At 35.3% G+C, this 17452-nt stretch carries 17 protein-coding genes and 2 tRNA genes; 12 read left to right on the top strand and 7 right to left on the bottom strand.

The genetic code is table 11. The annotated features are described in order from the left end of the window. Nucleotides 1-398 precede the first annotated feature (398 nt). Nucleotides 399-1667, bottom strand: a complete 1269-nt coding sequence (locus tag OZX59_RS05865) for an MFS transporter (protein WP_277125181.1) — start codon at nt 1665-1667, stop codon at nt 399-401. 278 nt (nt 1668-1945) lie between these two features. Here OZX59_RS05865 and OZX59_RS05860 point away from each other — a divergent pair, with 278 nt between their 5' ends. The 3 genes from OZX59_RS05860 (at nt 1946) to OZX59_RS05850 (ending at nt 3945) form a co-directional block, all read left to right on the top strand. Beyond that, complete coding sequence (locus OZX59_RS05860) at nt 1946-2143, top strand: type II toxin-antitoxin system HicA family toxin (RefSeq protein ID WP_277125180.1); 198 nt, start codon at nt 1946-1948, stop codon at nt 2141-2143. A gap of 92 nt (nt 2144-2235) precedes the next feature. Then, nucleotides 2236-2643, top strand: a complete 408-nt coding sequence (locus tag OZX59_RS05855) for a type II toxin-antitoxin system HicB family antitoxin (RefSeq protein ID WP_277125178.1) — start codon at nt 2236-2238, stop codon at nt 2641-2643. Nucleotides 2644-3099: 456 nt separating this feature from the next. After that, nucleotides 3100-3945, top strand: a complete 846-nt coding sequence (locus tag OZX59_RS05850) for an Rgg/GadR/MutR family transcriptional regulator (RefSeq protein ID WP_277125176.1) — start codon at nt 3100-3102, stop codon at nt 3943-3945. Nucleotides 3946-4000: 55 nt separating this feature from the next. Here OZX59_RS05850 and OZX59_RS05845 read toward each other — a convergent pair whose 3' ends face one another. The 5 genes from OZX59_RS05845 to OZX59_RS05825 all read right to left on the bottom strand — a co-directional run bounded on the left by OZX59_RS05845 (nt 4001) and on the right by OZX59_RS05825 (nt 7761). Further along, nucleotides 4001-5086, bottom strand: a complete 1086-nt coding sequence (locus OZX59_RS05845) for a DUF4097 family beta strand repeat-containing protein (RefSeq protein WP_277125174.1) — start codon at nt 5084-5086, stop codon at nt 4001-4003. A 113-nt stretch (nt 5087-5199) separates the two neighbouring features. Next, complete coding sequence (locus OZX59_RS05840) at nt 5200-6087, bottom strand: DUF4097 family beta strand repeat-containing protein (RefSeq protein WP_277125172.1); 888 nt, start codon at nt 6085-6087, stop codon at nt 5200-5202. A gap of 3 nt (nt 6088-6090) precedes the next feature. Beyond that, nucleotides 6091-6741, bottom strand: coding sequence for a DUF1700 domain-containing protein (locus OZX59_RS05835; protein ID WP_277125170.1), 651 nt, complete (start codon nt 6739-6741; stop codon nt 6091-6093). Beyond that, nucleotides 6725-7048 carry a PadR family transcriptional regulator gene (locus OZX59_RS05830; RefSeq protein ID WP_277125168.1) on the bottom strand — a complete coding sequence of 108 codons (324 nt, stop codon included), beginning with the start codon at nt 7046-7048 and terminating at the stop codon, nt 6725-6727. Before OZX59_RS05830 ends, OZX59_RS05835 begins: the two co-directional genes overlap by 17 nt. Before the next feature lie 637 nt (nt 7049-7685). Further along, nucleotides 7686-7761: transfer RNA gene (locus OZX59_RS05825), tRNA-Lys, on the bottom strand. A gap of 266 nt (nt 7762-8027) precedes the next feature. Between OZX59_RS05825 and OZX59_RS05820 the strand changes: the two genes are divergently transcribed. Continuing rightward, on the top strand, nt 8028-8804 hold the full coding sequence (locus OZX59_RS05820; RefSeq protein ID WP_277125166.1) for a DUF4097 family beta strand repeat-containing protein: 777 nt from the start codon (nt 8028-8030) through the stop codon (nt 8802-8804). A gap of 88 nt (nt 8805-8892) precedes the next feature. Here OZX59_RS05820 and OZX59_RS05815 read toward each other — a convergent pair. Then, nucleotides 8893-8965 (bottom strand) — tRNA-Lys (locus tag OZX59_RS05815). Nucleotides 8966-9102: 137 nt separating this feature from the next. Between OZX59_RS05815 and yycF the strand changes: the two genes are divergently transcribed. The 8 genes from yycF to OZX59_RS05775 all read left to right on the top strand — a co-directional run bounded on the left by yycF (nt 9103) and on the right by OZX59_RS05775 (nt 17415). Beyond that, nucleotides 9103-9819, top strand: coding sequence for a response regulator YycF (gene yycF / locus OZX59_RS05810; RefSeq protein ID WP_277125164.1), 717 nt, complete (start codon nt 9103-9105; stop codon nt 9817-9819). A gap of 69 nt (nt 9820-9888) precedes the next feature. Then, nucleotides 9889-11745, top strand: coding sequence for a cell wall metabolism sensor histidine kinase WalK (walK, locus tag OZX59_RS05805; RefSeq protein WP_277126997.1), 1857 nt, complete (start codon nt 9889-9891; stop codon nt 11743-11745). Then, nucleotides 11726-13066, top strand: a complete 1341-nt coding sequence (locus OZX59_RS05800) for a hypothetical protein (RefSeq protein ID WP_277126996.1) — start codon at nt 11726-11728, stop codon at nt 13064-13066. Before walK ends, OZX59_RS05800 begins: the two co-directional genes overlap by 20 nt. 1 nt (nt 13067) lies before the next feature. After that, the gene (locus OZX59_RS05795; RefSeq protein WP_277125162.1) at nt 13068-13877 is read left to right on the top strand and encodes a two-component system regulatory protein YycI; all 810 of its coding nucleotides are present in this window, start codon (nt 13068-13070) and stop codon (nt 13875-13877) included. 27 nt (nt 13878-13904) lie between these two features. Further along, nucleotides 13905-14702, top strand: a complete 798-nt coding sequence (locus OZX59_RS05790) for an MBL fold metallo-hydrolase (RefSeq protein ID WP_277125160.1) — start codon at nt 13905-13907, stop codon at nt 14700-14702. A 70-nt stretch (nt 14703-14772) separates the two neighbouring features. Beyond that, the gene (locus OZX59_RS05785) at nt 14773-15969 is read left to right on the top strand and encodes a trypsin-like peptidase domain-containing protein (RefSeq protein WP_277125158.1); all 1197 of its coding nucleotides are present in this window, start codon (nt 14773-14775) and stop codon (nt 15967-15969) included. Between the two features lie 489 nt (nt 15970-16458). Beyond that, nucleotides 16459-16938: a 23S rRNA (pseudouridine(1915)-N(3))-methyltransferase RlmH gene (rlmH, locus tag OZX59_RS05780; RefSeq protein WP_277125156.1), complete on the top strand. Its 480-nt coding sequence runs from the start codon at nt 16459-16461 to the stop codon at nt 16936-16938. A gap of 156 nt (nt 16939-17094) precedes the next feature. Next, nucleotides 17095-17415 (top strand): hypothetical protein, encoded by a 321-nt coding sequence (locus OZX59_RS05775; protein ID WP_277125154.1) that lies wholly within the window; start codon nt 17095-17097, stop codon nt 17413-17415. Nucleotides 17416-17452 lie beyond the last annotated feature (37 nt).

Genomic DNA, 17452 nt, shown 5'->3' with positions numbered 1-17452 from the left:
GTATATCGACAGTCACAAGAAATAGTCGCAAACAAAAACGCCCTGAATAATAACTTGGCAGTTACAGGACGTATTTGTTTCAAATATTGTTTGGTAGCCACCGTCCTTTGAAGACGGTTCTACGTTGAGAAGCTCTATTAACAGTAGAGCTTCTTTTGCTTTACACTGGTATTGTAGCATGTTTAAAAGTGGTATGCAATTTTGATATTATTTTTGTTAGTGTCAACTTTTTGTGGGTAATAAACTCTTAGCCTTTACCCTGCTGCTTTTCGTAACATACTTTTTTTCTTAAGCCAATAACTGATTTACTTAATACTGTTAAATGCATTTTACATGAATTAGTTGAATAACTTAATTGGTTTAATTGTGAAATTAAAAGTTCGCGTTGGCGAAAATTTTTATTTGTTTACTTCAACTTCAGGATCAATCTCACTACTTTTTTGAGATTTGAGCATTACATAAAAGGTAACAATAAAAATTATCACACCTACTACAAGTAACCCATACAAGGCATAATTGAGACTACTTGCACCAACAATGCTAGTAAAAATGGTAGTCATTATTGGCCCGGCAATTGCAAGAATAGTATTAACTGCCCCCATTGAAGAAGCTAAGATTTTACGATCAACTGAGGTAACTAGCCATTGAATTAGTTTAGGTCCAGCAGTTCCGGCAAAGAAGCCCAGCATAGCCCCAAAAATTAGGCAGGCAATGGTATTTTTGTTAATCATGGCGATTATCATACAGGTACTGGCAATAGTATCCAGTAAAATGATAATAAATAGTGAGGTCTTTTCGAGTAATTTTGTTCCGATTGCACTGCCTAGAGCTGTTCCGATGGAAACAACTGCTCCAAAAAGAGCGATGGTAAAACTATAGGTTCCAAGTAGCATACCTCTGTTAGCGGCAAAGGAAATTGAAATTAGCGGTTCAATGGCACTTAGTAAGCCATTTAGTAATGCGACAACTATGACAACAGTCAATAAGCTATGAGCTTCGCTAGCTTGCTTAATTGAAGTTTTAAAGGTAGTGAAAAAGTTTCGTTCATTAACTGTTTGAATTGTTTTTGTAGTTTGGCTCTTTTTAAGACTAGCTGCAATATTGGCAAACATAAGACCGGCCATTAAGAACGTTAAGGCATTAACTATGGCTAAAGTGGAATAGGACATAAATAATAATAAAGCAGAGCCAACAAATTGAGCTCCCATAGTAATTAATTGGGAAATTCCACCAGTAAAGCCTTGAGCTTCAGACATTTCATTTTCACCAACAAGATCGACAATGATAGGGGTCTGTAAGCCACTAGAATACATACCTGCAAGGTCGGAAATGAAGTTGATCCCAATTACCATTAGGACTAGGTTCCAGCCTGCAAGGTTAGTAACAAAAAGAATTCCAACAGCTACGTATAGTACAAAGCGAATAATGGCCAACCAAATCATGACTTTAAACTTGTTTCTAGTTTTATCAGCAAAATAGCCACTAACCGTTTGTAATAAATCAGGGATAGCTTCAGTAATCGAAATTAATGATAGTGCTAAAGTGTAGTTTTTAAGTTTACTAGCATAAGTCATAAGTGCTAAATAAAATAAAATGTTACCAGCACTGGATAACCAACTAGCAACTGTAAATTTACGATAATTCTTATTTTTTAAAAAAATGCCCATAATTTTCTCCTCCATTAACGTTACTTTTAGTATATTTTGTTTATAATAAGTTGGGAGAAATTGGCATATTTGACATTTAGCAACCATATTTGAAAAACTAAAGGGAAAATCGAAAAATTTCTAAATGAGTATAAATAAAGTTACAAGATGGTGAACAATATAGAGAAATAAAAAAGTTGAATAACTTAATTTTATGCTATAATTATACGTATTAGAGCGTATTATGAAAACGCCATTTTTAGCAAATAACTTTATTTTAAAGTAAAGGGATAAATCTTATGATCCAATATACGGCAGCAGATGTATTAAAACTTCTGAAGGAATACGGTTTCTCAGAACGCAACATAACTGGAGATCACCATAACTTTAAAGATGCAGCTGGTCATCTTGTTACGGTGCCCTATTCAAGTCGCAAAGATAGCATTGGCACGGGTCTTTATAAGGCAATACTTAAGCAAATAAAGGGAGAAGTTTAGGTAATCTTTGCTTTTGACAAGGTGCGTACTAATACGTAAAATAAAAAACAAGATAATATAAAAATGTAATTAAATTTAATAGGGGATATAAAATGACAGCTTATACTGAAGACAGATATTATGCATTTCCAGCAGTGATTGATGATTCTGAAGATGCTAAAGGTGATTACACTGTAACTTTTCCTGATGTTCCAGGAGCATATGGTTATGGCACAGGTATTGCACAAGCTATAACAAGTGGCAAAGAAGGATTAGAAGGTATTCTTATTAATTCGGATAAAAAATTTACTAGTAGTACGCTGGAAGAGATTCAAAAGGCTAATCCTGGTAAAATTGTCAGTTATATAACAGCTGATATGCTGGAAGCAAAAGCAATTACTAAGCCAGTTATGGTTAAGAAAAACACGTCGATTCCTAGGGATCTAGCTCTTAAAGGAGAAAAAATGGGCATCAATTTTTCAAAAGTATTAACTGATGCGCTTAGAGTAAAATTGGGTTAAAAATTATTGGAGCAGCTAAAATTAACTATTTTTTATTAGTCTAACTGTAAAAGAAAGAGTCCGCATTGGCGGACTTTTTTAAATAGATCATTCATTTTTCACAAAGGACAGAAGTTAGTCAATTAGTTTTGAACGTTTGATTTATTCTGCGGGCTTATCTGTTGTTAATTGCTGAATACTTCTTGTTTTGAACATAACAGTTAAAGTAACAAGAAATACTACTATGCTAATTATTATTAATCCGAATAAAGCATAGTTCAGCCTAACTAGCAATTGTAAATTTACGATAATTCTTATTTTTTTAAAATGTCCATAATTTTCAGCCTATCTTAATTCGATGTTATATATAAGTATGTTTTGGTTATAATAAGACTTAGTAAAGACGGCATATTTGACAATTAATAACTATATTTGACAATTAATAACTATATTTGACAAATTAAGGAGGAATGAATAATGACGATTGGTGAACTGTTAAAAGATTATCGTATCCAGCAACGAAAAACCCAGAAAGAATGGGTTGGAGAAGTAATAAGCCCATCGTTTTACGCAAAAGTTGAAAAAAATATTAGTAGAATTTCCGCAGAGGATTTACTGGCTATCCTAAATCATAATAATATTTCAATTGTAGACTTTTTTAGTGAATTAAATAAAAAAAGGCAGTCAAAATATGACCAAGAACGTGATTTAATCCACTTGATAAATGATGCTTATTATCGGAATTCTAAAGCAGAACTTTTAAAGATTAGAAAAGTCATTATTGAAAATGACTTTCCAAACCAAAAAGATGATTTACTTTATATTGATGCATATATTGCTGATGTAGATAATGAGGATTTGAATGAAGCAGAAAAGGAATTACTCAAAGATAAAATCTTCAGTAGTCCCAGTTTTGATAAAGCAACTTTATTGCTGTATTGCAACTTTATGATGTTCTATGACTTAGAAAGCAATTTATTAATCTGTAGAAATATAACTAAACAGGTTTCAAATAGTAATGATGTTAAAGTTCAAACAATCTTGCTTAGTATCATAGCTAATTTGATAATTCAATGTATTGAAAATAAAAAATATGATGAAACAAAATATTTTATCGCTGCGGCTGATCAGATAGAAACTAAACCAGAGTTGTTTTTTTACAAGAATGTCTTGGTTATGCTTAAAAATATGATTAATTATCAATATGATCGTAAAGAAGCTTACTTAAATCAATGTACTAAGGCAATTGATAATTGTGCTTTCTTAGGTATGCCAGAGTACGGGGAAGAATTAGCAAAATTTTTTAAGAAGAATAAACGTTAAAAGCAGACTAGCGAAATCTAGCCTGCTTTTAAAATCTTGTTTGCTCAATTGTTAATTAATAAATGATAATGTCACCAGTGTTAGCAGTTACTTTAAGCCAGTCATTCAAAGAGGTTTTACTGTAAAATTTAGTTCCAATGCTTGACCTGTGATAAATAATGTTGCCATGTTCAGTTGCCAATTGATAACTAATATCATGCGCCAATTGGTTCAAATATAGATCCCCAGCAGCTAAGATGATAGTAGTTTTGTTGATAAATTGACTTTGTTTGATTTTAATATCACCATTTTTAGCCTGAAATTTTAGGGTAAGATTGCATTGGCTAAAGCTAGCATCGCCGTTTGTACTTTCTAAAGTAAATCGTTTTAAAATGCTACGCTTGATGTTAGTATCGCCATTGTGAATGTCAAAAATTCCTTTGACAATCTTGGTTTGAACTAAAGTTAAGTCACCGTTTTTTGAGGATAACTGAAAGTTTTTGTTAACATTGACATTGTTAATCAGAGTGTTACCGTTTCTTTGAGTTAGAGAAATCTCATTCAACTGTAGATTCTGTAAAATGATATCACCATCAATATTTGTACCACTAATCTTAGTTATTGAATTTTGTTTAGGGATGATCACTTCAATCCGGCTGCCGCCAGTTTGCCAATTAAGTAGGAGGTGATGATTTTCTTCTTTGCTAGGCAATTCATCGATTAGTAGAGTTTGATTGGCTACCACTGCATTAACTGGACGACTGTTATAATCAGCAATAAAAATTGCCAAGCGCTCACCTTGATGAATAAAGACATCTGCGTTGATCAAACTGAGTTTGATTTTGCCAAATTTAGTTGGTAAAATGGTGCGTTTACGTAAAGGGTTCTTCTCCACATGAAAGCCGCGTACATAATTGTCACTGGCTGATGCTTCATTTTTAGAAACTGCTGTTTTCGCTTTGATTCGCTCGTAGTCTTGTTTAATTAACTTGGCTAATTCAGCAGGGGTTCCCAATTCTTTTTCAATTTCTTCTTTGGTTTGAAAGTCACCATCCAGCAAAAATTCACGGTAAAAATTAAGGTTATTTGTTCGCTCGATATCAGACAAATCTGTTAAATATTTTGCTAAATTCGTAATGTAATTATCAGTTATTTGGGACATTTTTCCCCCTACAATGAAAAGATAAAATAACTTACTTTATCAAAAATCCTTTAATTTAATTATATGCTTTTTACCAAGTAAGTGACTATTTAAGGAACCAAGCTTTTTGCTTATTACCTAATTATAATCTCCCCGTCATCAGAAGTAACTGTTAATTTATTTTTAGAGTTATTAACGTTTTTGACGAAGTGGCTAGAAACATGTCTGTTGCCAAAGATAATCGTGTCATCATCAGTTCTAAGATTGAAACTAGTGTTTTTTGGTAATGGATTAAGCCTAAAATCGCCTTCGGAAAGCGTGGCAGAATTATGGCCACTTAGAGAACAGTTTCTAAAAGTAAGATCTCCTTCATCTTGAGTAGTTGAAATAGTTTGAATTTTACTATTCTTAATGTCAATGTCACCTTCATCGCTATCAAAATCACTGTTAGTTAGTCGGGATGAGTCGATGGTAAAATTCCCTTCGCTAGAGTTAAAATTCCCTTTCTTGTTAATCGTAACATTATTTAGACTGATATCTCCTTCATCGATATCTAAATCCAGTTGATCCATTGTTAAATGTTCTAAAATTAAGTCCCCTTCGTCGTTTTTACTAGTAATTTTAGTTAAAGCAGCCTTTTTTGGCAGTGTAATTTCGATGCGAGAGTTGTGATTGGAGTTGCCAAAGTTAATCCAATAAGATGATTCTTTACCACTTATTGAGAGCTGCTTCTGGTTAGAAACTTTTGCTGTAATAGGTGTATCTGAGTAGTTGGTAGTGGTTACCTGAAATTTATTACCTCGATGAATATAAACATCGGCTTCATCAACATCGATATCAATTTGCTTAAATTTCGGAACATTAATTACCTTTTTCTTAGGTTTAGGCCTTTGCGTGACAACATGAAAATTGTTAAATTTGTTACCAGAGATGGTTTTAAATCCGTGATTAGCAAAGCCAATAATCGCTAGAATTATGCCGATAACTATGGTAAAAGCACCGATTTTGTAAAATTTCTTCATTGGTTAGTTCTCCTTGTTATGTGAGGTGGTTTGGTAGTATTGTTTTTTAAATAACTTGCTACCGAGATAACGGGCAAATTGCGTGCATTTATTAATTAAAAATCTAATAACGATAATGATAGCAGGACATAGGAAACAGCCAATCCCAACTAAGATTAAACCTACGCCAAGATAAAAAACGCCTACGGGCCAACTTGCAGTAAAGATAAAACCACAGGCCACATAGCCAATAACAATTCCAGCCACTGTTAATGCGAAAATTACGCCAATTAGGCCAAGAAAGATACCGAATAGAGCGCATAGTAAGGCAATTAGTACAGCGATAATTGGAATAATTAGAATTAATCCTGTCGGAACAGCGCAAATACCGACAATAATGTGCCAAATGGTCTTCATATTGCTTGAAGAAGATGGTTCAGTTTGTTCTTGTTTATCGTTTGTTTCACGTGAATCATTAACCGAATAATCTGCGACAATTTTGTGTGCCAGTTGGGTTGGCGTTCCTAAGTTTTGTTCGATAGCAGCGCGATCAGTAAAATTACCATCAAGTAAGAATTCTCGGTAAAATTCGCACACGTCTTTGCGATCGCTTTCAGGTAAAGTCTCTAAGTTCTGTTCGACTTCTAAAATATAGTCATTAATTGCTTGTTCCATGTTTTTCTCCCAAAATTGTGTTAACTTTTTGACTGAATTGCCACCATTCTAATTGGATCGATTGCAGTAATGTCAAGCCTAGAGAAGTTAAGCGATAATATCGCCGATTACGTCCTTGAAAGGGCTCATCGTAAGTTTCTAAGTAGCCATTCTTTTTTAACCGCCTTAAAACTGGGTAGATAGTTGATTCAGAAATGTCGAAAACCGCTTGAACTTTTTGGGTTAACGCATAGCCATAGAGATCTTCAGTCTTAAGAAATGCTAATACTGCACCATCTAACAGGCGTGTCGGAATTTGAATTGCCATGCCTTGCTCCTTTCTAATATTATACAAGATATAATATTGTCTGAAGCTTATTTTGTCAAGTGGTTTTTATCAAGAAAAGTAAATTAAATAACTAATAAAAAATTATTTTGTGTTATTTAATGGCTTTTATTAATTTGTTGTATACAAATATAAAATAACCACTTGACAGCGGAAACATTCTACAATATATTTGTAGATAACGTATGTAATTTAATTTAAAAGCATCGAAAGGAGGGTATATAAAGATGATTCTTAAAGGATTTTTTGCTATTGCAGCCTTAGTTCTTGATGGCATTAGTGCATTTTTTGATGTATTTAAATAATTACCTATATAGGAGTATCATTTTATTTATGAAGGAGATGATTTCATGTCTTGGGTTGCTATCGTACAAGCTGCATTGGGTATGGCATCAGGTATTTGCAAGATCTTGAGCCTGTTTCTCTAATTATTAGGTAAAAGAAGCATAATAAAAAAGGAGCGTTAGACTAAAGTTTAACGTTCCTTTTTATGTGGGTAAGTTTAAAGACAATATGTTCTAGTTAGTATGATGATTAATAAATTTAGCGATCTATTAGTACTTATTTCTAAAATTGGGTATAAAAAAAGCACCGACTACTTGCAGTGCCATTTCTATTATGGTGGGTGGCCAGGGGCTCGAACCCTGGACCCACGGATTAAGAGTCCGTTGCTCTACCAACTGAGCTAGCCACCCATGTCAATATTTCTGTTGACAATTAAATATGTTAACAATTAATTGGCTCTTTGGCAAGTCATTTTGCTAAAAAAGTGCAAAATGTCTAGTAAACTACTCAGGATAAAATTTTTAAAGCCCATATAGCAACAGTTAATAATAGCCTTGATAGTTTGAATAGTGTCATTTTATGATCTAAAAGTATTTCATTTTGCTATTTTATTGTGATAAGATAATAATACAGTGAAGTGAACTCGACTTAACTTTATATAGGAGCTTAAACAATCATGAAGAAATTTATAAAAAACAGTGTTATCGTTATCGCTATTGGGTTATGTCTAATTGTAATAGGAGGCGTTATCCATCACCATGATGAACATGCTATACAGCATTCACCAAGAATTGCAAAGCATTTCAAGAATAGACACATTAGAACAGCTAACATAGAGCAAACAAGTACAAAAAAGCCTAAGTTAGGAGCCCAACGAAAACGGACTGTTTCAACAGCTAAATTTGATAAAATCAAACTAAATCTAGCAGCAACTGACGTTGATATCCATCGCGGTGATAAATATCAAGTCAAAGTAACTGACTTTGAAAATGTTACTGTTTCGGCAAAAGTTAAGCAGGGGACCCTAGAAATTAGTGATCACGGTCCTGGAAGACCCTTTGGCAAGCATGGTTGGGCTAATCAAGGCTTTGACTATGCACTTAAGATTGAAGTTACTGTTCCAACTAACGCAATCTTGTCAACAATTACTGGTAAAGATAATGCGGGAGATTTTAGCTTGCAGGGGTTACAACTGCAAAAGTTAAATCTTAAGACGGATGTAGGTGATTGCAAATTATCAGATTCACAGCTGCAAGACCTAAATTTCAAGACAGATACAGGTGATTTCACTATGCATCAAGCTTCTAAAAAAGTTAATTACCAATTGGGAGCAGTTGACTGCGACATTAACTTCTTTGGCAAGCAATATGATAATAAATTTAATCAGAAGATTGTTGAGAGTAATAGTTTGATCAAGGTTGAATCAGATTGCGGTGATATCCTGATTAATTGATGCTGAATAAGAGTAAATAGTTTTAGTTGAAAATCCAAAAAGTGCAAAAAAAAGCGATCAACTTAATGATCGTCTTCCTTTAGGTTAATGGGTGGCCAGGGGCTCGAACCCTGGACCCACGGATTAAGAGTCCGTTGCTCTACCAACTGAGCTAGCCACCCATATGTTGCAATAAATAATCAACAGAAACTATTATGCTATTATTTACTAAGAAATGCAAGTTTTTTTATTAAATTTCGGTGACTTTTTTGCTAATGGCGCAAAAACCAGTATAATAAGTAGCAAAGGAGGATTTCCGATGCCAAAAAAGATTTTTGTGGTCGATGACGAGAAGCCAATCTCTGATATTATCAAGTTTAACTTGACTAAAGAGGGTTTTGAAGTTGAGACTGCTTACGATGGCGAGGAAGCCGTCAAAAAAGTTGATGAGTACAATCCTGATTTAATGATTTTGGACTTGATGTTGCCCAAAAAAGATGGATTGGAAGTTGCACGTGAAGTACGTCAGAAGCATGATATGCCAATTATCATGGTCACTGCCAAGGATACCGAAATAGATAAAGTTCTAGGGCTAGAAATGGGAGCAGATGATTATGTCACCAAGCCATTCTCTAATCGTGAATTAGTTGCCCGAGTTAAGGCCAATTTACGTCGCCGGGCAATTGTTAAGCAAGTTGAAACCACTAACCAAGATAATTCTACTAAGAATATTACTATCGGTAATCTGGTAATTATGCCAGATGCCTATATCGTTGAAAAAGATGGTAAAAAAATTGAGCTCACTCACCGTGAGTTTGAACTGCTGTATTATTTAGCTCAACATATGGGACAAGTGATGACCCGAGAGCATTTATTGCAAACTGTTTGGGGATATGACTACTTTGGTGATGTGCGCACCGTTGATGTGACAGTTCACCGATTACGAGAAAAGATTGAAGATAATCCGATTCAACCGCAAGTTTTGGTGACACGTCGCGGTGTCGGCTATTATGTTAAACATCCAAATGAAGAATAACCAAAGAAAGCCCGCAGATATTATTTTTGATGCGTGGCTTTCTTTTTATCTCTATAATATATGATTATGATTAAAAAGATTAAGAGCAAGTTCAAACATTTATTTATTTCCATTAATACCACGTTAGCAATTGTCTTTATGGCGATGATTATTGCCACGATTGAAGTTATCGGGGCTTATTTCACTAGGCAGCTAGAACAAAGTAGCATTGAAAACTTTCAGTCAACCATTCAAGTACCACCAATTGTTACTAATCAAGTGGCGATGCAGTTGTTGCGTGACAACAAGCATACGGATAGTAGCATTAATCGGATTGTCAATGATTATGGCAACGGCACTAGTGCAATTAGTCAAATTATCATTGTTGATAACAAAGATATTATTCGGGCAGTGTCTAATTTTAATGACAAAAGCCGAGTCGGTCAGCGAGTTAATAATGCTTTAGTTAAGCAGGTGACTTCGACTGGTAAGCAAGCGACCAAGGTGGTTGAGGATCATGGCGATTACATGGTGCAAGTTACACCGCTCAATGCGGGCAATGGTTCTGCTAATACTGTTGGTGCAATTTATGTTCGTGCGTCAATGCAAGGAGTATTTGATAATCTGCGTAATGTTTCGTTAATGTTCTTAGTGACCTCGCTAATTGCAGCTGTTTTAGGAGCAATTTTGTCACTAGTAGTTTCACGTGCAATTACGCGACCAATTGAAGAAATGCAATCACAGGCGTTAAATATTGCCGAAGGGGATTATTCTAGCCAAGTAAAGATTTATTCAAATGACGAATTGGGGCAATTGGGCCAGGCTTTTAATACCTTATCAGTTAGAATTGAACGTTCCCAAGAAGAGTCAGAAAGTGAACAGCGTAGACTTGATAGTGTCTTGTCACATATGAGTGATGGCGTGTTGGCTACAGATCGTCATGGCAATATTAGTGTTGTTAATCAAATGGTGCTTAGTTTTTTTAATACTACTGAAGAGCAGATTATTAACAAGCCAATTGCGGTGGTTTTGGGAATTGATGAAACTTCACAAGACTTAATTGCTGAGCAAAAAGGCATTGTCCTAACTGTTAACAAAGGAACACGTGATGAAGTAATTTTGCATGCAAGCTTCTCACTAATTAAGCGGGTAACTGGCTTTGTTTCAGGTAGTGTTTGTGTCTTGCATGATATTACGGAACAGCAGAAAAATGAAGATTCGCAAAAACAATTTGTGTCTAATGTGTCTCATGAACTGCGAACGCCGCTAACAAGTTTACATGCCTATATTGAGACCTTGAATGCTGGCGCTTGGAAAGATCCCGAGGTTGCTCCACAGTTTTTACAGGTTACTCAAGAAGAAACCGAACGTATGATTCGAATGATTAATGACTTGCTTAGTTTGTCACGGATGGATCGAGGCGTTTCTAAAGTTGACTTTGAGTGGGTTAATTTTAATGATTTTGTTGCGCATATTTTGGATCGCTTCGATATGATTGTGAAAAGCGATCAAAAAGCGGGTAAGAAGAAATACACGATTAAACGACATCTAGCCCCGCAAGCACTATGGGTTGAGATTGATACTGATAAAATGGCGCAAGTAATTGATAATGTTGTAAATAATGCGATTAAATATTCACCTGATGGCGGTGTGATTACTGTTAAGTTGCAACAAGATCAACAGCAGATTATTTTGAATATTGCCGATCAGGGATTAGGTATTCCGCGTGAAGATTTACACAAAATCTTTGACCGTTTTTATCGGGTTGATAAGGCACGCTCACGAGCTCAAGGTGGTACGGGTCTTGGTTTAGCAATTGCTAAAGAAATTGTTGAAGATCATCATGGCCAGATTTGGGCCACCAGTAGTGAGGGAAAAGGATCAGTCTTTCATATTGCACTACCGTATGAGCCAATGAGTGAAGGGGATGATTGGGATGAAGTTTAAGCATAAAATTGGTGATACACTGCTCTTTTTGGGTACAGGTGCAGCTTTTATATTATCAATCGTGCTGTGGATTTTTATTATGACTAATGATCAATATTTTAGCCATATTAAACAAGATAATAATGTTACTCAGCAGTCACGAATGCATAAGACTCAATCAGTTAATGACTTATATATCCCAACTAGTTCTTACGGTTATCAAGATGGTCAACTGTGCAGATTATATGATGCTAAGAACAATTTGCCTTTAGAATTTACCAAAGAATTAAAAGGTGCTAAATATCAGCAGGTAAAAAAAGTTAGCAGTAGTCAACTAAAGTATGAGCAGCTACTGAAAGATCCAGATTACTTGCAGTTAACATTTCCAGATGAAGTTAATTTAAATTTACTGACTAAGCGAAATTTACAAAAAACTGGTCAGCAGTTTCGCCGTGTCTTTGTTTCCAGCAGTAACAAATATCTGTATTTAGGTAATGATGAAACTTACACTGTATTAAAACTTGAGCTAGCTAATGTTAATTTTAAGCGGCTGCGCGGTTACGCCAAGCAAGCACGCAGCAAGATTCCGGTTAAGTTTGAGCACCTAAAGGGATGCTACGAAGTTTTTTATCTTAATAATGAAGACTGGCGCGTTTACAGCTACCTTACTAATAGCCAAACGGATTCCTATTTTGTTTCACGTTTATTAGGCACAACCAATGTTACTACTCATACTGGCAAAGGTCCCTGGACGATCTATTCGCTAAATTATTATACTAAGCTGCGGGTACCTAAGACTAAGTCTAACCGTCATGACTTCTTATATACTAATTATGAAAAAAGAAAGAATATGACTGTTAATGAGCAGCTGCTTGATAGTGTTGATTACGTGCATAAGACTGGCTTAAATGAACAAGATTTACGCTTTTTTGATACTAACGGTGCCATCACCAACTATACTAATTATGTTGAAGGTATACCAGTCTTTTTAAATAAGCATGATTTACAAATTAATACTAATTACAGCCAAGATGCTGTTGAAGTGACTTTTAATAATTTGGAATTACAGATTCCGATTCCCTTTGATGGACAAACTCGTAATTTGCAGTCAACAGATTCAGTGGTGCAGAACTTAGTTAATAGTGGACTTAAGAGAACAGAGATTCAACGTGTAGTGGTTGCTTTTCAAGTAGAAAAAGATAACAGTCATGATAACTTGGTTAACTTGATTCCAACATATTATGTTAAAGCGTATGATCAATGGAAAAGCTTGTCTGAATGGAAAAAGCAAGACTTTAGTGTATTAGATAGAGTAGGTAAAAAGCAAGGAGGAACGCAATAAAATGGACCATAAACGAATAGAATGGCTATTTTTTATTATTTTCTTGTTAATTGACTTATACCTAGGAATAGAAATTTGGCGTTCTCCAATCAGTTTGAGCAGTAGTTCAGGGACGACAACTACTAGTATTCGTAATGAGATGAGGGCAGACGGGATTGATATTCCTCGCCACATATCGCATAAGCAGCGTTCGGGTTATTATTTGGCGGCTAAGAACAAAGATTATTTAGGTAATAAAACAAACGATTTAACTCAGATGACTACTCATTTTTCCAAAAATGACAATACTCTAACTGTGACACCTAAGAATCCAATTATGTTAAGTGGCAATCAAAAACAAATATTGCAGCAGCTAAATAATTTTAAAAATGACTCACAGAATGTTCCGTTTGGCGCTAAATTTAATTATGATGCCGGCATGTCCAATAAAAGTACTTATTGTTATGTTCAAAGTTCACCTTATGGGCAAATCTATGATAGTGGTGCGCAACTAACGATTAATGTTCATAAAAATCAGATCACTAATTATATGATTACGTATCTCGGGCCAATTCACGCGGTACGTGAACCACAATTAATTATCAGTGCGTGGCATGCGGTTAAAGCAATGTATACTGATCGTGAAATTGCCAATAATTCACGAGTAATGCAAGTTAAACTAGGATATTCTAAGTTAACGGAAGTGCGTGGCAGTACAATTTTATTGCCGACATGGATTATTTGGATTGAAAGTAAGGCCACTAAGAATGTTACGATAAAGCGAGTGAATGCTTTTACTGCTCAGTTATTGCAAGTTGGTAGCTCATATTAATAATGAATATTTTAGAAGGGGAAAAATTTGCAAGTTTCTATTTTAGCTAGTGGTTCAACTGGAAATACCAGTTTAATCGAAACGAGGCAGCACAAGATTTTGATGGATGCTGGATTGTCTGGTAAAAAGACGCAGCAGTTATTGGCGCAAGTTGGAGTTGATATTGCGGATATTGACCTAGTTTTTTTAAGCCATGATCATTCTGATCACAGTAAAGGATTAGGGGTATTAATGCGGCGGTATCCGCAAATTGCGGCATATACTAATGAAGCGACTTGGAACTATCTATCGCAAACCAATAAGATTGGTAAGCTGCCGATGCCACAAATTAATGTCATTGAACCTGGACAGACATTAACTTTAGGTGATCTTGACGTTACAGCGTTTGCTACTAGTCATGATGCTGCTGCGCCGCAATATTATGTGTTTGCTAGTCAGGGCAAGCGAATGGCCTTTTTGACAGATACCGGTTATGTTTCGCAAAAAGTTGAAGAGGTAATCACAGATGCTGATGCCTACTTAATGGAATTTAACTATGATGACATGATGCTGCGTAATGGGCCATATTCGTGGGAATTGAAGCAGCGGATTCTTTCAGATGTTGGTCATTTGTCCAATGAAGAAGCTGGAGAGGCTTTACGAGATGTTGTAAGTAATAAAACTAAGCAAATTTTTTTGGCTCATTTAAGTCAACATAATAATACTGCGCAGTTAGCTAAAGACAGTGCTGAAAAAATCTTGCTATCCGGGGATACGAATTTACCCAGTGATGTTAAAATTAACTTGACTGATCCACAACAACCTACTAATTTAGTTGAAATTTAGCAGCATTGTTCATAATTTGTTCAAAATTTATTAGTATATTAGAAAGTATAGACAAAGGAGATAATTAATCATGAAAAATGGTCTTGTTAAAACAGCGGTAGTTGGCGTTGTTGCAGGGATCATTGGCGGCGGGGTTTCTTATGTTGCCATTGATCAAATTAATAATGCTAACTTAAATAATAACAGTGCCCAGACTAGTGTTACTTCTAATAGTGCTAAGCTCTCTAAAAAGAGTGCTAAAACTAGTGGTGCAATGACCCCAGCTTATAACAACGTTAAGGGTGCAGTTGTGTCTGTTATTAATATGAAGCGACAGGCAAATAATAAGAGTAATTCTTTGTTTGATCTATTTGGTGATGATGATGACGATAACAGTAACAGTCAGGGCAAAGGTAAGTTACAGACTTATAGTGAAGGTTCCGGCGTTATTTATATGAAGTCGGGCAAAAAAGGTTATATTGTAACTAATAATCACGTTGTTTCTGGTAGTGATAAGGTGCAAGTGATGCTGACCAATGGTAAGACTGTCAATGCCCGAATCGTTGGTACTGATGAAACAACCGACCTTGCTGTGCTAGCCATTGATGCTAGTTATGTAAGTCAAACAGCTGAATTTGGCGATTCTAAGAGCCTAGCTCCTGGACAAAATGTGATTGCGGTTGGTTCACCTTTAGGTAGTGAATACGCGTCTACGGTCACTCAAGGGATTATTTCAGCACCAGCACGTAACATTACTACGTCATCTGCTAATGAGCAGACGGTTATTCAAACTGATGCGGCGATTAATCCAGGAAATTCCGGTGGTGCTCTAGTCAACTCGGCTGGCCAAGTAATTGGAATTAACTCAATGAAGCTAGCCCAATCTAGTGATGGTACTTCAGTTGAAGGGATGGGCTTTGCGATTCCATCTAACGAAGTGGTTACGATTGTTAACCAGCTAGTTAAGAAGGGTAAAATTACGCGGCCACAATTAGGTGTTAAGGTAATTGCCCTAGAAGGAATTCCTGATAGCTACAAGAAGAGGCTCAATATAAAATCTGATTTGAAGAAGGGGATTTATGTTTCTTCAGTAACTAAGAGAGGTTCTGCTGCGGAAGCTGGGATTAAATCGGGTGATGTTATTACCAAGGTTGACAATAAATCCGTCTCAGATGTCGCTTCGTTACACAGCATCTTGTATAGTCATAAAGTCGGTGATACCGTCAATTTATCTGTTAATCGGGATGGAAAAATGCTGAATTTAAAGGTTAAGTTGCAGGCTAATTAAAGTTGCTAATATTCTTTATTTAAATAAAAAAAGGCTATGCTGGCTAGGTTTTATCCGCTAACATAGCTTTTTTATTAATAATTTTATTGCGAAACATCATTATGTTCGGAATTATGGCTTGTCAAGTTTTTTAAAAGCAATAAAACAATGTTGATAACTGTGTATAACTTTGTGGATTGTGTATAACTTTGCCAAAAAGACTGCTAGATAGCTGTGGATAATCTGTTGATTGTGTGTAGATTACAGGTGGTATTTTTAGGAATAATTAGCCAAGTATCCTAGTATAACAGCATTTATTGCCATACGTTTGTAAATTTGCGAATTATAGATAATATGTGGGCAACTTTTTAACAAAAAAATTTTAAAAAATCTGCAATCACAAATTAGGTGGCGAACAGAAGTTTTGACTACAAAATGTAGATTTTGCTTTTACACAGTTGTGGAAAACTGGGGTGGAAACAATGCGAATTAGGGGATAAAATAGAAGTTATGAAGATTAAGATTGTATGTGTAGGTAAATTAAAAGAGAAGTATTTTCAGGCTGCCATTGCAGAATATTGCAAGCGTTTAAGTCGTTTTGCAAAAGTGGAACTAATACAAGTTGCAGATGAAAAGGCACCAGAAAAATACAGTTTAGCTCAGCAAGAACAGGTTAAAGTAATTGAGGGTAACCGAATTTTGAGTAAGATCCAGCCAAAAGACTATGTTTATGTAACTGCAATTAAGGGAAAAGAACGTAGTAGTGAGGAGTTTGCCCATGAATTGCAAGACTTGGCTACTTATGGACATTCAACGCTAACTTTTGTGATAGGTGGTAGTCTGGGGACTAGTCAGGCAGTGAATCAGCGTGCCGATAGTTTGCTCAGCTTTGGTAAGTTGACTATGCCGCACCAATTAATGAGGGTGGTCCTAATTGAACAGATTTATCGTGGTTTTATGATTAATAGTGGCAGTCCATATCATAAGTAGTTGAATTACTGATGGTTAATTGCAAGTTGCTTAATCAAAAATTTGGTTGAACAATGAAGCTAGTGGAAGTATTATTAACAGATAAGTAAATACCAGTAGATATAATGTAATAATAGTGATTGTGAAATATAAGTTTAAAAGAATAAAGGTGATTATATGGTAGATAAATATTCTGACTTTGATTATGTTGGGTTGGCTAACAACTTGGCTGATGATATTTCTAATTGTGGTAATTTTGTTGTTTGGGCTTATTGGTATACAACTTATGATAAACAAGAAGTATTTTTTGAATACTTTTATTTAGACAATCTTGAAGCTGCCATAACTAATCCGAAGTATCGTAGTGTAGCAGAAGTGGACCAACTGGTAATTGCAGAGTTACCACTATTTTTCCGAAAGAAGATGGAGGCTGTAGATTTATTGCAGATCTTTGTTAAGGAAAATAGAGAATGGGGACAAAAGCAGTCACGGGATTAAAAGGTTGATAACTAGCAAAAAGACAGCAGGAATTAAA

Source organism: Lactobacillus sp. ESL0681 (assembly GCF_029392835.1).
In the GTDB taxonomy this organism is placed as follows: domain Bacteria; phylum Bacillota; class Bacilli; order Lactobacillales; family Lactobacillaceae; genus Lactobacillus.
The sequence above is the reverse complement of the archived record's forward strand: the minus strand, read 5'-3'. Positions and strand labels throughout refer to the sequence as shown.